Annotated in this window: 13 protein-coding genes; 6 read left to right on the top strand and 7 right to left on the bottom strand. The window is 63.7% G+C overall.

Annotated elements, in window-relative coordinates; translation table 11 throughout:
* The first annotated feature begins 198 nt into the window (after positions 1-198).
* Positions 199-2,751, top strand: coding sequence for a bifunctional YncE family protein/alkaline phosphatase family protein (locus KF857_07075; GenBank protein ID MBX3111756.1), 2,553 nt, complete (start codon positions 199-201; stop codon positions 2,749-2,751).
* A 9-nt stretch (positions 2,752-2,760) separates the two neighbouring features.
* Here the strand turns inward: KF857_07075 and KF857_07070 are convergent, their stop codons facing one another.
* The 4 genes from KF857_07070 to KF857_07055 are packed head-to-tail and all read right to left on the bottom strand — an operon-like array spanning position 2,761 to position 6,876.
* Entirely contained in the window at positions 2,761-4,149 is a 1,389-nt protein-coding gene (locus KF857_07070; GenBank protein ID MBX3111755.1) for a hypothetical protein, read from the bottom strand.
* A 43-nt stretch (positions 4,150-4,192) separates the two neighbouring features.
* Entirely contained in the window at positions 4,193-5,173 is a 981-nt protein-coding gene (locus KF857_07065; GenBank protein MBX3111754.1) for a ribokinase, read from the bottom strand.
* Positions 5,128-5,940 (bottom strand): N-acetylmuramic acid 6-phosphate etherase, encoded by an 813-nt coding sequence (locus KF857_07060; protein ID MBX3111753.1) that lies wholly within the window; start codon positions 5,938-5,940, stop codon positions 5,128-5,130. The genes KF857_07065 and KF857_07060 overlap by 46 nt, the downstream gene beginning before the upstream one ends.
* 3 nt (positions 5,941-5,943) lie before the next feature.
* On the bottom strand, positions 5,944-6,876 hold the full coding sequence (locus tag KF857_07055; GenBank protein ID MBX3111752.1) for a hypothetical protein: 933 nt from the start codon (positions 6,874-6,876) through the stop codon (positions 5,944-5,946).
* A 149-nt stretch (positions 6,877-7,025) separates the two neighbouring features.
* On the opposite strand from KF857_07055, the gene KF857_07050 reads away from it, so the two are divergent.
* Positions 7,026-7,436: a DUF2089 domain-containing protein gene (locus KF857_07050; GenBank protein MBX3111751.1), complete on the top strand. Its 411-nt coding sequence runs from the start codon at positions 7,026-7,028 to the stop codon at positions 7,434-7,436.
* The gene (locus KF857_07045; protein MBX3111750.1) at positions 7,433-8,656 is read left to right on the top strand and encodes a DUF4097 family beta strand repeat protein; all 1,224 of its coding nucleotides are present in this window, start codon (positions 7,433-7,435) and stop codon (positions 8,654-8,656) included. The genes KF857_07050 and KF857_07045 overlap by 4 nt, the downstream gene beginning before the upstream one ends.
* Here KF857_07045 and dctA read toward each other — a convergent pair.
* Both dctA and hrcA read right to left on the bottom strand, forming a co-directional pair.
* The gene (gene dctA, locus KF857_07040) at positions 8,637-9,920 is read right to left on the bottom strand and encodes a C4-dicarboxylate transporter DctA (GenBank protein MBX3111749.1); all 1,284 of its coding nucleotides are present in this window, start codon (positions 9,918-9,920) and stop codon (positions 8,637-8,639) included. The genes KF857_07045 and dctA overlap by 20 nt on opposite strands.
* A 22-nt stretch (positions 9,921-9,942) precedes the next feature.
* Complete coding sequence (gene hrcA / locus KF857_07035; protein MBX3111748.1) at positions 9,943-10,971, bottom strand: heat-inducible transcription repressor HrcA; 1,029 nt, start codon at positions 10,969-10,971, stop codon at positions 9,943-9,945.
* Positions 10,972-11,030: 59 nt separating this feature from the next.
* Here hrcA and KF857_07030 point away from each other — a divergent pair, with 59 nt between their 5' ends.
* A complete protein-coding gene (locus tag KF857_07030; protein MBX3111747.1) occupies positions 11,031-12,494 on the top strand; it encodes a proteasome accessory factor PafA2 family protein in 1,464 nt (487 codons plus the stop codon).
* Between the two features lies 1 nt (position 12,495).
* Here KF857_07030 and KF857_07025 read toward each other — a convergent pair whose 3' ends face one another.
* Positions 12,496-13,236 carry a matrixin family metalloprotease gene (locus tag KF857_07025; GenBank protein MBX3111746.1) on the bottom strand — a complete coding sequence of 247 codons (741 nt, stop codon included), beginning with the start codon at positions 13,234-13,236 and terminating at the stop codon, positions 12,496-12,498.
* A 95-nt stretch (positions 13,237-13,331) separates the two neighbouring features.
* On the opposite strand from KF857_07025, the gene KF857_07020 reads away from it, so the two are divergent.
* The gene (locus tag KF857_07020) at positions 13,332-14,159 is read left to right on the top strand and encodes a polysaccharide deacetylase family protein (protein MBX3111745.1); all 828 of its coding nucleotides are present in this window, start codon (positions 13,332-13,334) and stop codon (positions 14,157-14,159) included.
* Between the two features lie 113 nt (positions 14,160-14,272).
* A complete protein-coding gene (gene pdhA / locus KF857_07015; GenBank protein MBX3111744.1) occupies positions 14,273-15,289 on the top strand; it encodes a pyruvate dehydrogenase (acetyl-transferring) E1 component subunit alpha in 1,017 nt (338 codons plus the stop codon).
* Position 15,290 lies beyond the last annotated feature (1 nt).

Genomic DNA, 15,290 nt, shown 5'->3' with positions numbered 1-15,290 from the left:
TTCGTTGCGCAAGTGAGGCAAAATATCAGTGCACAATTTGCTGACACCTTGACCATGCTGACGACTCTTGAGTCGAACGATATCGTGATCGTCTTGCTCAGCAATTGCAGAGGGCGAACCAAAAAAGACCAAATCTAAGGACGGCAGAATCTGGACCGGAGTTGACACCGGGGGCAAGATTCTACGAGACTGGGTGGTATGGGATTCGTGACCGTGCTTGCCCTCGCCGCGACAACCTTGCTGCGACCATGGCCTCAACAGGTGGGAAGTGCGGGGGACAGCGGCTTTCTTCCGTCGGGCCACCGGGTGCACGGAGCCGGGAAGATGCTCAGCTTTGGGGGACGTCCGGTGGACGCGGTCGTCTCGGCAGACGGCAAGACCTTGTACGTCAAGGACCGGTCCTCGGTACGGGCGGTCGACGTCAGCAAATGGATCTTGACGGGTTCAGCCCCTCTCGAAGGAGGTGCGTCGCTTGCCGGAATCGCCCTCTCTCCCGACGGCAAGCACTTGGCGGTGAGCAACGCAGCGAACACGGTCCATCTCTACACGACTTCCGGCGGCCTTAAGCTGGAGGCCAGCATGGCGGTCGGTGGGGCGAGTTCCTATCCGATCGGGCTGGCCTATTCGGCAGACGGGTCAAAGCTCTATGTCGCCCTTTCCAAACTGAACCAAATCGCCGAGATAGAGGTCGCAAGCCGTCAGGCGGGCCGAACGGTAGAGGTCGGGGTCGCGCCCTATGGCATCGCCGTCCTGGGCGACCGGCTCTTCGTCAGTGAACAAGGTGGCCCCAGGGCCAAACCCGGTGAGGAGACTGCGACCAGTGCGGGCACACCGACGGTTGTCGACCGGAGAGGCGTTGCGCTGCGGGGCTCGGTCAGCGTCGTCAACCTCAAAGATTTCGTCGTTGAACGGCAGGTCGTGTGCGGACGGCAACCGTCGGCGGTCGTGGCCGACCCGTCCAGGCGGAGGGTCTATGTCGCGGAGACCAACGACGACAGAGTCCTCGTTCTAGGCCCCGGTGGAGAGACCGTCGGAACGATCGAAGTCAAGCCGGTGGGAGGCCTGCCGTTCGGCAGCATGCCTGACGCCTTGGGATTGTCCCCGGACGGCCGTCACCTGTTCGTCGGGTTGGCAGGGAACAACGCCGTGGCGGTCTATCGGGTGGGTAAGAAGACGGCCTTTGACGCCTTGGTGCCGACCGACTGGTATCCGTCTGCGGTGGTCGCCACAAAGCAGGACATCCTCGTCGTCAACAACTTGGGCTTGGGGTCTCGCGTCCGCGACCGTGAGGCGAGCAAGGGCTGGAACTCCGGCGACGCCCAAGGCACCCTTCGTAAGGTCTCTTGGTCCGAATTGGCGGGAAACAAGGCGGCTTGGACGGCGAGGGCGAGAAAGGACGCCCTCGCCGAACAGATCGCCGAGGCTGCCGCCACCAGACCTCGGGACGGGGTCAAGGCGGTACCTGTACCGGAACGGACCGGGGAGCCGTCCCTCATCAAACACGTGGTGTACGTCATCAAGGAGAACCGGACGTACGACCAGGTGTTCGGTGACATCGGCCGGGGGGACAGCGACCCGTCCCTGTGCACGTTTGGCCGCCAAGTGACGCCTAACCAGCACAAACTGGCGGACGAGTTTGTCCTGCTCGACAATTACTACTGCAACGGGGTCCTGAGCGCCGACGGCCACAGCTACGCCACCGAGGGCAACCTGACCCCTTATCTGAACCGTGCCTTCGGCGGCTTCACGCGCAGTTACACGTTTGGTGACGACCCGATCACGTATTCATCGAGCGGCTTTGTGTGGGACTCGGTAATCGACAAGGGTCTGTGGTTCCGTAATTACGGCGAGTTCCACTACACGGAGCCGGCCGAAAAACTGAGTGGGCGGCAGATATGGGACCTCTACTCGGCGGGCAAGACAATTGCATGGAAGCAGCAGGTCGGGGTGGCGCGGGTGCGACGGAACTCCAACCCCCTGTACCCGGGCTGGAACCTCAATATCCCGGACCAGCTACGGATGGACGTTTTCCTTCGGGAGTTCGAGCAGTTCAAGCAACGGGGCACGATGCCAGATTTTTGCATCGTCTATCTGCCGCAAGACCATACGGGAGGGCCGGTCTCGGCGCGGTCCAACGTCGCCGACAACGACTTGGCGGTCGGACGGCTGGTGGAGGCCCTCAGCCACAGCCAGTTCTGGAAGGACATGGTCGTGTTCATCAACGAAGACGACCCACAGGCTGGTTTCGACCATGTCGACGGGCACCGGTCGACGTGCCTGGTCGTCTCGCCATACTCGAGACGGGCCGGAAAGGTTGTGAGCGACTTCTTCAACCAGGGGTCGGTGCTCCACACGATCCATCGGATATTCGGCCTTTCGCCGATGAACCAGTCGGACGGGGCCTCGCCCGTCATGACGTCGTGCTTTGTCAACAAGCCGGACTTCACGCCCTACGACGTGACCCCGAACCAGGTGCCCCTGGATGAGTTTCCCAAGGCAACCACGGCGGCGATGTCCGCCTATCAGAAGGACATCTTGGCCCGGGTCGCCCGCATCGATTTGAGCGAAAAGGAAGTCCAGACGCCCGAGCAGATGGACGCCCTCAACCGCAAGATCTGGCATGAGGCCAAGGGATGGTCGACGCCGTACCCGGCCGAGTTTGCCGGTGCGCACGGCAAGGGTCTGGCGCGGCGGGGTCTTAAGCTGAAGGCGGGCGCCGGTGTGGAGGACGACGACGATGACGACGACTAGCGACCGCGCCTAGTCGAACCCAGGAAGGAACTGGGCCTCAGCTTCAAAGAGTCGGTCGACCATCGTCTTGATCTCGGCGGGGCAGCAGACGGCCGCGGTCAAGGGGTCGAGGTAAAGCGCTTGGCACGCCAGTTCTCGTGACCTCCGGACGGCGGCGTCGACGGCGAGGTCGAACATGCGCATGTTGGAGTCGCAGACCGCCGCCATCTGCTTCGGCAGGCGGCCGAATCGGACGGGTTGGACGCGGTTGTGGTTGATGAGGCAGGCGACCTCGACGCAACCGTCCTGGGGAAGGTTCTCAATGCATCCCGAGTTAGGGACGTTGCCGTGGATGATGATCGGCACGTTCTTCTCCACCGACTCAATGATCCATGCGCCGTACTCAAACGAGCGGTCGAGTTTGATTTCCTCTTCGCCCGCGATCTGTTTGCGACGGCTCTCGTCTTGGCCCTTGCGCCAATTTGGCCAGTTGTCGGCGTAAAAGCTCTCTTGGCCCCGGTACCCGGTGTCGGTGTACTTCTCGAGCAGGTCCTTACGCTTGCGGTAGTAAGGCAGGTACTCGGACAGATGCCCGCTTGACTCGGTGATGAACGCACCGAAGTGGAGCATCATGTCGCTCCGCACCGGTTCCGCTTCGGCGAACTTGGAGTGGGGGTCGCGGGCCTGTTCGAAGAGGGTCGGGTAGAGGGAACCTTCCGGGCCGTTGAACTCGGTGAACCATGCCAGGTGGTTGATTCCGGCGCACTTCCACTGCAAGTCTTCGTAGGGGACACCGGCATATTCGGCGAGCATGCGCGAGGTGCCCTGGACGCTATGGCACAACCCGACGACCTCCATACCCGTCACCCGCGACGAAGCAAGGCAGAGCATGTTCATCGGGTTGGTGTAGTTGAGCACCAGGGCGTGGGGGCAAAGGCGCTCGGCGTCGCGCAAGATGTCGAGCCAGACCGGGATCGTCCGCAGCGCCTTCATCAGCCCGCCGGGGCCGATGGTGTCGCCGATGTTCTGGCTCACCCCAAACTCCAGCGGGATGTCGTTGTCAAAGCGGACGCAATCGACACCGCTGACTTCGATGGCGTTGACGATGTAGTCCGTGCCCGGCAAGAGTTCCGTCCGGTCTGTGCTGGCGCGGACGACCCACTTGTCGGCTTGGCCCGCCTTCTCGACGATCTTTTGGACCAGCTGGCGGCTGAGTTCCATCCGTGCGCCGTCGATGTCGACCAGTCGCAACTCGCCGCCCTGGTTTTCTGGGATCAGGACGACGTCTTTCATGACGCTGGCACAGAAGAAGGACCCCGCGCCGATCATCGTCACGTTGATCTTTCTCGGCATCCTTCCCGGCAGCCCGGATTTGGCGTCGGTCTGGGTGTGGGCGGCATGGCCTTCGGCGTTCGGCATCGTGAGGAGATTGTGGACCCCTGTCGGTGGCCGTTGCCTGGGACTAGAGCGTCGCCATGAATGCCTCGACCTCCGACCTGGCCGGCACACTGGCGGCGGCTCCATGGACAGTGGTCGAGAGTGAAGCGGCGGCAATGGCCCAGGGGAGCGCTTCGGTCAGGCCGTAGCTCTGGTGAAGGGCGGCAAGGACGCCGTTGAAGACGTCGCCCGCCGCGGTCGTGTCGACCGAGGCGACCCGTGGCGCGGGGAAATGTCGGCTTGTCGTACGGTCGACAAAGTAGCAACCGCGGTCCCCTAGGGTGACCACGACGTGGCGGACGCCCTCGTCAAGGAGCAGCCGACCGGCTCGGTCGCAGGCGTCGTCATCGACAGGGTCGACACCGGTCAGGGCAAGGGCCTCCGGGCCATTTGGGGTGACCAAGTCCAAGCCCTGGAGCATCGTGCGGTCGAAGTCGCGCATCGGGGCAGGATCCAGGATACGGAAGTCGCCTTCGGTCCGTGCCGCCACGTCGGGGACCTCGAGTTGGGACAGGACCGTGCCACTGCCGAACATGGCCACCTGACCGTCGGCCCAGTCGGGCAAGAAGCCGCAGGGGTGGAGCAGGTCGTTGGCGCCCGGAGCCGCGCAGATCATGTTGAGCCCGTCGGCTTGCACCCAGATGTCCGCCTGCCCGGTCGGAGCCTCGTCCGTCTGGAGCAGTCCCCCGGTGTCCATGCCCTCTCGCCTCATGAACGCATTGAGCATGTCCCAACCGTCGTCGTCGCCGAGACAACTGATAAGGGTGACATTGGCGCCAAACCGGTGGGCGGCAAGGGCCTGGTTGAACCCCTTGCCGCCCAAATAGGTGGCCCGCTCGCGTGAATAGACGTTTTCGCCCGGGCAGGGTAGCCGGTCTACCCGGCTCACGCGGTCGAGCATCACGCTGCCGATGACGACGACGTCGCTGATGCCGGCGATCTTACTCCTGGCGCGGTGCCTCAGTGGACCGACCGGCTCGCCTGAAGGACTTCCCGTACCGACCATCCATGCTCCTCCAGAAGCCGCCAAGCCTCGTCTTCGGTGACCGGCGACAACTCGCGGACCATGCGCACGCACCGCTCCTTCAGCTTTTGGTTCTTGGCCTTGACGTCCACCATCAGGTTTTCGATGACCTTTCCGTTCAGGACCATTGCGCCGGTCGAGATCCGGTTGAGGACGAGCTTTTGGGATGTGCCCGCTTTGAGGCGCGTGCTCCCGGTCAAGATCTCCGGCCCGGTGTCGAGGAGGATTCCCAGGTCGACAGCTTCAAGAAGTGGGGCGGATTTGTTGTTGGCGATGCCGCAAGTCCACAGCCCCTTTTGGGCGGCGTGCTTGACGGCGGCCAAGACGTAAGGGGTGCGCCCGCTGGCGGCGACGCCGATGACGATGTCGCGTTTTTCCAGCTTTAATTCGTTCAGCGCGCCAATGGCGGCGTGGTCGCTGTCCTCGGCGTCTTCGACGGCTTGGACGCCGGCGGCGGGCCCGCCGGCGACAACGGCGACGAACCGGCTGGGGTCGAGGCCGAAGGTCGGCACCATCTCAGCGGCGTCCATCGTGGCGATCCGCCCGCTTGTCCCAGCTCCGACGTAGATGATCCGTCCGCCCTCGCGAAAGGCTTGGGCGGCGCGCTCGGTGGCGGCGGCGATGGGGGCCTCGGCGGCCTCGAGGGCACGTAGGACGCCAAACTCTTCTTCGTTCATCAGGCGCACGATTTCGCGGGCGGACATCTTGTCCAGCCCGATCGAGCGGGGGTTGCGGGATTCAGTGCTCATGGCTTAGGCAGAACCAGCTAATTTCCGGGCAAGGGCGACCGCGCCGTTGACGGGATCGAGGTCAAGGACGTGGCTTGAGTAGTAGGCCGGGTCTCCGAGGGCCCGGGCGGCATAGATTTGCATCGCCTCGTCAAAGGAATGCTTGGGAAAACTCCCCGCGCTCCACACACCGCCGGTCAGGCCGACGTTCCACTCGCGCGCGGTAGGCAATGTCTGCTCAAGGTGGGCGGCGGCGTCTCCGGCGAGCCAGGCGAGCGAACCAGACACCGCCGCGGTCGCGTAGGGGTATCCCGCCTCGGCGTCGGCGACGATCCGGGGGGTGATCCGCGCGATCGAAGCGGCGGGCGCCGGCATCTTATAGATGGTCGCGACGACATGGGCCGGGTCGCGGCTCCCGAAGACTTCTTCGATCTTTGCCCAAGTCTCCTCACCGGCGTCGGGGGCCTGGACCCCCAGAAGGAGCTTACGAAGGCCCCATCGTCCGATGTCGTAACCGCTGCCTGCGTCGCCCAGCAGCGGTCCGCCGCCACTGGACTTGTGGATACGACCCTCGACCATGTTGGCGACGACAGAACCGGTGCCTGCGGTCACGACGACGCTGGTCCCCGCCGGGGCAGAGGCCACTGCCGCGCCGTAGTCGGGCAACGCGGCGACTTTGGCCTCGCCAAACAACTTGCTGAGGGCGACACTGGCACGCCCCTCGTCCTCGCGGGTCATCAGCCCGGCAAAGCAGCCGGCGACATAGTCCGCCTTGGGGCATTGGACGGACAGTTCGGCCAAGGACGCCTTCCACACGCCCTCTGGCGTGCTGGCGAGGTTGGCGGGCCCGGCGACCGCCTCGGCGAGGACCGCCCCCTTCTCATCTTCCGCGCGCAGGCGGGTCTTGGTGCCCCCCGCGTCCAGCCCGACATACACCGGCATTGACCTCGTGACCATACCCGGGCGGGCAGTCCGTGGGCATTCGACTGGGCCGAAGCGAACAATTTCAGAAAAACTGAGTCCAAACGGCCTGAGCTTTAGAAACCTGCCCATGAGGTTGCCGTAGGAATGGCAAATAATGAGTAGTGGATTCAAGGTGACCGAGGATGGCGAAAGACGTGTTCCATGAGATTCCGGCCAAGTGCCCGGTGACGGGCGAGCCGCTGTACGTCAGTGAGTTGACGTCGCTGAGTGGCGACGTCGTCCTGCGTGGCCGGTTCAAACTCCCTCAGACGACACGGCTCGACCAGGACCAGCAACGGTTCCTGGAGGTGTTCATCCGGGCCAGGGGCGTGATCAGCACGATGGAGAAGGAGTTGGGCCTGAGCTATCCCACGGTCCGGGCAAGGCTCGACGGGCTCTTGGACGCCCTGGGCTACGAGCCGCTGAAGACATCGGGGGCCAAAGACGACAGCCGGGCCGCGGAGGCCCGCCGCAAGGTGCTGAAGATGCTGGAGGACGGCAAACTCACCGCTGCAGACGCCAAGGCGAAGTTGAAAGAACTGGGTACGAAATGAAGGAAGAAACGATCCGCATCATGAAGATGGTCCAGGAGGGGAAGATCTCTGCTGAAGACGCCGCCGAGCTTCTCGAGGCGTTCAACGACTCTCCTGACACCGAGTCGCGGACTGGTGAGACGCCCAAGGGCGACGCGCCGGAAGGCGAGGCCGAGGAGCCTAAGGCGTCGGCCAAGGAACACAGCGACGTCTTCGGCACATTCTTCGGTGCGATCGACCAACTCACCAAGGACGTCAGCAAGAACGTCAATTGGTCGGACATCGCCGACAAGGTCCGCAAGGGCGTCGATAAGGGCGTTGACGCGATCAAGCAAGTCGCCGACGACGCGACCAAGGGGCGAGGCGGCTGGGCCAACCTCTTTGGCGAGCAGGCCGACCGTGTGGTCGAGTTGCCTCTTAAAGTCCCGGCAGGAAAGGTCCTCAAGATCGAGAGTGCGAACGGCAATGTCAAGATCGAAGGGGGCGAGCCGGTGGGCAGCGTCCGCGTCGCGGCCCGGTTCAAGGGCTATAGCGAGGCCGAAGCCAAGCAACTGGCCGACCAGTACATGCCCGTCCTCGAAGAAGGGTACGATTTCATCGCCTTGCGCCACAACGTGTCCGACCGGATGTCCGCCGACGTCATCGCCAAGGTGGCCGAAGGGACCGTGGTGGAGATCAAGGCGACGAGCGGAGACGTCGAGGTCAAGGGCACCAAGGCCGGAGCACGGGTGACCTCGACGAGCGGTGACGTCAAATTGGACGGCGTGGGCGGCTCGGTGGAAGTCTCCGCTCAATCAGGCGAAGTGGAGCTGTCCAACTCCTCGTGCTCGGTGGTCACGGTCGAGTCGAAGAGCGGCAGTGTCGCGCTGACCGGTGTGACGGGGTTGCTGAGTGTCCGTTCGGCGAGTGGGGACGTCAACCTCAGGGAGTGCTCGGGCCGGACTGTCAGCGTCGAGGCGAGCACCGGAGATATCAACGTCGACCTGGTCGCCCCTGTCGAAGGAGCGGCCAACCTCCGCTCGGTGCGGGGGGACGTGAACTTGGAGATCAGTGACGGAAGCGACTGCCGAGTGCACCTCTCGACCCTCAAGGGCGCGGTGGCTGTCCATGGCCTCGACCTCAAGGACGAGAACCGGGACAAGCTCGTCGTCACCGGTCGCCTCGGCGAAGGGACGGGCACCATCGACATGAGCGCCGTCTCCGGCGACGTGAACCTGCGCCTCAGGGACTCGTCGGTGTAGGCATGGCTTCGAGGGCGGCGGAAACCTGCCGCCCCGTGACCTCGCCCTCCCATCGGGAGACGACGACGGTGGCGACCCCGTTGCCGACCAGGTTGGTCAGGGAGCGGCACTCGCTCATGAACCGGTCGATCCCGACGATCAACGCCAAGGACTCGATGGGGATGCCGGGGACGACCGCGAGGGTCGCCGCCAAGGTGATGAACCCGGCACCGGTGACCCCGCTCGCCCCCTTGCTGGTGACCATGGCCACGACGAGCAGGGTGATTTGGTGAGGCAGGTCGAGTGGGGTGTTGGTCGCTTGGGCGAGGAAGACCGCGGCCATGGAGAGGTAGATGTTGGTGCCGTCCAAATTGAAGCTGTATCCGGCGGGCACGACGAGACCGACGGTGGAGCGCGAGCAACCCAATGCCTCCATCTTGTGCATCAGGCCAGGTAGAGCCGTCTCGCTGGAACTGGTGCCCAGCACCAGCATCAATTCTTCCTTGATGTAGTTGATAAATCGCAAGATCGAGAAGCCGCACAGCCGGGTGACCGTCCCCAAGACGACGAGGACGAAGAGGATCGCGGTGAGATAGAACCCTCCCATGAGGGCACCCAGCTTGGCGAGGGCGTCGAACCCGAACGCGCCGATGGTGAAGGCCATCGCTCCGAACGCTCCCACGGGCGCCAACTTCACGACGACGCCCAGAACGGCCATGAGGAAGCCGCTCGCGACGTCGACGGCATGCAACACCGGCTTGCCGCGTTCACCCATTGCGACGAGGCCAAGGGCGGAGAATGCCGAGACGACAAGCACCTGGAGGAGGTCGCCGTGGACAAAGGCCCCGACCAGGGTGTCGGGGACCATGTTGAGGAGCAGGGTGGAGAAACTGAAGTCGTGGCCCTTTGCCGCATAGGCCTTCGTGGCGGCGTCCAGAGGGGCGAGGTGGGTCGCGTCGAAGCCAACGCCGGGCTTGGTGACATTGACGACGACCAGACCGATCACCAAAGCAAGAGTGGAGAACACCTCAAAGTAGAGAAGGGCCTTGAGCCCGACACGGCCCATCTTGCGCAGGTCGCCGACGCTGGCCACCCCGTGGACGACGGTACAAAAGACCACGGGAGCGATGAGCATCTTGATGAGCCGGACAAAGCCGTCTCCCAGAGGCTTCAGGCCCTTGCCGAACGTGGGCCACAGGGCGCCGACGAGGATACCGAGGGCCACAGCGACCAAGACTTGGACATAGAGGTGTTGGTACCACCGCTTGGGGGCCCCGGAATGCATGCGCCCGATTGTAGCCCGGGAGTCAGGACATCAGCCGTGTCAGTGTCTGGCTGACCGCTTGGGCGGTGAAGTCAAGGAGGGCGATGTTGCGGTCGTAGTCCATGCGGGTGGGGCCGATGATCGCCAGAGTGCCGGCCTCGGTCTCGCCGACATAGAACGTCTGCCGGACCATGGAGAGGGGTCGCATGGCCTCGACCATATGCTCACGGCCAATGGTGACTTCGCTCGGCCCCCCGATCGGTGCGCCTAAGGCGGAGATCAGGGCCCCTTCGTCCTCCATACTGCGGACCAGGCTGGCCATCGCTTCCGGGCTCCGGACAAACTCGGGTTGGGCAAAGATGTACTCCTCGCCTTCGGTGACCAAGTGGCCACGGGTCAAGTCCTTCGCCATGGCGCGCAACGCGGTGTGACAGACGCGGAGGAGGCGGTCGACGACCGGGTTGCCGACGGAAGGCGTCTTTGACCGGTCCAATTGTTTCAGGGTCACTCCCGACGCGACGACTTGCAAGGCGTCGTTCACCCCGCCGATATGCTCCAGGGTGACACCGGGAGGGACGTCGACCAGCCGGTTCTCGACGTGGCCGTTTTGCAAGACGAGGATCACGAGGCCCTTTTCCGGGCCGATCGCGGTCAGGACGGCGCTCCGGGTCTGCACGTCAGCGTTCCGGACGGTCAGGGCGGCGGAGAGAAGGTGGGTGAGCCGGCTCAGCGCCTTGGCCGTCTCCTGGACCAGGTCTCGGAGGGGCTCCTCGTCGGTGGCCGCACCGCGAATGCGGGCGCCTTCTTCTTGGTTGACCGTCCGTTGGACGACGAGGCGGTCGACATAGTAGCGATAGCCGACGTCGCTCGGCACCCTGCCCGCGCTGGTATGGGGCTGTTCGAGGAGGCCGAGGTCGGTGATCTCCGCCATTTCATTGCGCACGGTGGCGCTGCGGACTCCCAGTTCATATTTGCTGGCGATGAGTTCGGAAGGAACCGGTTCCGTGCCGGTGACGTATTCGACCACCACCGCACGCAGAATCTGCTTCTTTCGGTCGCTCAGCTCGCTCACGTCTCTATTGTGGCCCGCGGCGGGCATGGTCTCGTGGCTGGGCGTAGAATGAGGCAGACATGCCGGACCGACCAGGGGAACGCATCTACGGTGTCGAGACCGAGTTTGGTTGTCTGGTCGACGAGGACTTGGCCCGACCTGAGCAAGTCGTCGAGTTGGTCAAGGACCACGTGTTCTACGAACTGGGCCTTGGGGCGATCGACCGCCACGCCCGGGACGAGGTCTTTGAGCCGGCCGAGAGCGGCGGTTTCCTCCTGAACGGCGGCCGCCTCTACATCGACGCGGTCGGAAGCCATCTGGAGTACGCGACGGCCGAATGCCGGACTCTCCGGAACATCGTCGCCAACGACCGTGCCGGTCAGCGGATCATCGTCCGCGCCGTCCGCGAGCTTGATCTGACGGACGCGGTCAGCGTCTATAACAACTCGGTCGACCACTTCGGCGGGCACACGTTTGGTTGCCACGAGAACTACCTCGTCCAAATGGGAGAGGACTTCTTCACCTACGAAGTCCCCAAACTGTACGCATTCCTGGCGACAAGGCAGATTTTCGCCGGAGTGGGCCGGGTCGGCGGCCATATCCTCGCGGCAGGCGGCAGGCCCGACTACGACGAGATGATGGCGAACCCGGTGGACTACATATGGGTGTCGCAGGTTTACAACGTCTACGCCGACGACTCGGTACCGTTCCAACTGAGCCAGCGGGCCGACCACATTATCCGCACCGTGGCCAGCCGCGTCCGGTTCAACCGGGCGATGATCAACCCCAAGTGGGAGCACTTCTACGCCCACGAAGGTCAGCACCGGCTCCATATCCTCTTTGGGGAGTCGAACCAGATGGAGTTTGCGTACGCCCTGAAGGTCGGCACGACGGCCCTTGTCCTCCGGCTCTTGGAGGACGGGCTGATCCCGGACCGATGGCAGTTGGCCGAGCCCTTAGTGGCGCTTCGCGAGGTCTCTCGTGACCAGACATACAAGTGGCCGGTGACTTTGGCCGACGGCACCGTCATCGCCTCGGTGGACTTGCAGCGGGAAATCCTTGCCCAGGCCCAGAGGTACCGTGGCGACACCGCCGACACGGACTGGACGCTGGACGCCTGGGAGGAGACACTTGACACGCTGGCTAGCGACCCCCTCTCACTTTTTGACCGTCTGGACTGGGTCGCCAAGCGGCGCGTCGTCGACATGTACCGGGACGAGGAGGGGCTCCCATGGACGGCCGACGCCTTGCATTCGGTCGACCTCGAATACCACAACATTGACCCGGAGAAGTCACTCTTCTACGCTCTTTCCGAAGGCCCGGAGCGCAAGCCGTTTGTCGGTCCCTTGGACATCGTGGACGCGATGACCGACGCTCCTGCCGACACCCGGGCCCACGGCCGGTCGGCCTTGGTCAAGCGGGTCCTGGACCACAAGATGAAGGGCGGGTACCACTTCGACTGGAGCGGCGTCGCGATGGGCCGGGACTCGTACTACGAGATGCCCGACCCCTTCGAGACCTACGATTCGCTCGTCAACGGCTGAGTCACTTGGCCGGGCAGACGATGGTGAGGGTTTCCTGGGGTTCGCGCGAGGCGGCGAGCGGGTTGGCATCTGGGTAGACGCCGCAATAAGCGGTGACCACCGTGTTTTGGTCACGGTTCGTGGGGAGGGTGTCGACGGCCGGGTCAGCTTGCCAGTACATGAGGTCGGACGAGAAGGGGCTGTGGCCCCGGAGGAACAGGGCGTGGCCCAGCTCGTGGGTCAGGGTCTTGGGGAGGCCGAGAAAGAACTCGTCCCTGGTCATGCCGTTCCACAAGTTCACCGTGACTTCGGCGTGGGTGACCTGCTGTGTCGCAGTGGCGTAGGTGATGGTGGTGACCCCGAGAGCTTGACCGCTCGTCGGTGCGGTGGCAAGGTTGGTGAACGTGACCACAATGTCGGCCCCCGCTTGGGTCGGGGACGCCGTGTACCGAATCCCGCCGGTCGTGCTGTCCGACCACCTTTGGAACGCCGTCGCGACCGTGTCGCTGGCGCGGTGACCGGTCCCGTCGAACGTTTTGGTCACGTCGGACTTGACGAAGACTTTCACGGGGAAGCCCGACCAGTGGACGAGGACGTTGGCCCGGCTGTTTGAAGGGTCAGTCAAGCTGGCGTAGTTCGGCACGGCAAAGCTGGGGCCGCATGTCACTGTCCCCGAGCCGGAGCTACCGTTCCCCCCGCACCCGAACACAAAACCCGTCACAAGGAGGCCCAAACAGCATGCGAAAAGGAAGGGTCGGGACATCACCGTATCCTTACCGACGCCAGCGAAGGACGAAAAGGCCGGTGCGGGTCCAAAAAAAGCCTCAGATCGCCTTGGCCGCGATGCAAAATGGGGCCGTGCAGTGGAATCTGACCGTAGTACTGGCCCTCGGGCTCAGCCTGGCCGGATGCAACCCGCCGCCGGCGAACGTGGCCGACGGAGCCAAGCCGACGCAAAAGCCGTCGACGGAAGCCGCCAAGCCCGACACCCAGTCCGTGACGGACCCGGTCAAGTTACGCGACGAGCTGGCCGCCAAGGACGACGACACCGGCGTCCGCCCACCGAGGTTCCCCAAACTCTATGGGGGCAAGACCACAGAGAAGATTTGCGCACTGACTTTCGACGACGGCCCCAAGCCGGGCTGGACCGAAAAGCTGTTGGCCGTGCTCAAGGCTGCCGACGCCAAGGCGACGTTCTTCTTAGTGGGCAAGATGGTCGTCAAGTATCCGGAACTGGCCAAACAGATCCACGACGCCGGCCACATTGTCGGAAACCACACGTTCACCCACCCGCAGGTCACCCAAAACATGGCCACGATGGACGAGGACGAAGTCGCCGCCGAGATGAAAGCCACCTGTCGGGCCGTCCAAGACGCGACCGGCGTCCGGCCCAAGTACTTCCGGCCCGCTGGCGGCCACGTGAACAGCCTTGTCATCAACACCGCGGCGGCCAACGGCATGATGTCGGTTTTCGGCGGGCCGAACGGCGACGACACCAACCCCAAGAAGAACGCCGAGAAGGTGGAGGCCGCGGTCATGAAGGTGAAGCCGGGCGGGATCATCTGGCTCCACACGGGGTCGCAACAGACCCTCGACTGCTTGCCCCGGGTGTTGGCAAACTTGAAGGCGGACGGCTGGACCTTTGTGACCCTGGACGACCTGGCAAAGATCGCCAAGACCGACTGAGTTTGTTGTAGGCCTGGACGGGAAGCCCAGGTAGAATCATTGCCGCCGCTCCCTCATCGTCGAGGAGTCGGCATGCTTCGGTCGCTGAGGCCGGCATTGAGGAATGTTCCATCGTGGCAAAAAGCGCGAAACTTGAGCAGTCGCAGACTCCTGCGCAACTCGAAGAGTTCTATCGGCAGATGGTCTTCATCCGCCGGTTTGAAGACAAATGCAACTTCGCCTACCGGCAGGGCAAGGTCGGGGGCTACATGCACGTCTACATCGGCATGGAGGCGACCGCCGTCGGCTGGAACGCAGCCCTGCGACCTGGCTACGACTACGTGATCACCGCGTACCGCGACCACGCCCAGCCCCTGATCATGGGCAGCGACCCGGTCAAGGTCATGGCGGAGGTCATGGGCCGTTCAGGCGGTTACAGCCATGGCAAGGGCGGCTCGATGCACATCTACGACATCGAGCGCGGTTTCTATGGTGGGTGGGGCATCGTCGGCGGTCACGTCGCGATGGGCGCCGGACTCGCCTTTGCCGCCAAGTACCGTGGGGAAGACCGGGTCGCCGTCTGCTACCTGGGCGACGGAGCCTCGAACGCCGGTGTCTTCTTCGAGGCCCTGAACATGGCCTCGCTGTGGGACCTCCCCGTCATCTTTGTCATCGAGAACAACGAGTTCGCGATGGGCACCCGCTTGGAGTACCACGCCAGCGACACCCACCTCTACAAGCGTGGTGAACCGTTCGGTATCCAGAGCGAGCGGGTCGACGGCATGGACATTTTTACCGTGCTCGACGACGCCAAGCGGATCGTGGAGTGGGTGCGCAAGAACCAGAGGCCGTACCTGGTCGAAGTCATGAACTACCGGTTTGCGGGGCACGGCGCCGCCGACAACGACCGCCAGCTCTACCGGACGAAGGACGAGGAAGAGGAGAATATGAAGCGCGACCCGATCGCGCGGCTCCGCAAGTACCTCATCGACAAGAAGATCGCCACCGACGAGAAGTTGGAGGCGATCGAAGAGGAACTGCGCGAGAAGGTAGAGAAGATTTACGAGGAGGCCGACGCTTCGCCGTTCCCAGAACCGGAGGAAGTCTACAGCCACGTTTACACTGACATGGAACCGGAGAAGGGGCACTAAG

This window comes from Fimbriimonadaceae bacterium (assembly GCA_019638795.1).
Taxonomy (GTDB): Bacteria; Armatimonadota; Fimbriimonadia; order Fimbriimonadales; family Fimbriimonadaceae; genus JAHBTB01.
This window is presented reverse-complemented; position numbering and strand designations above follow the sequence as displayed.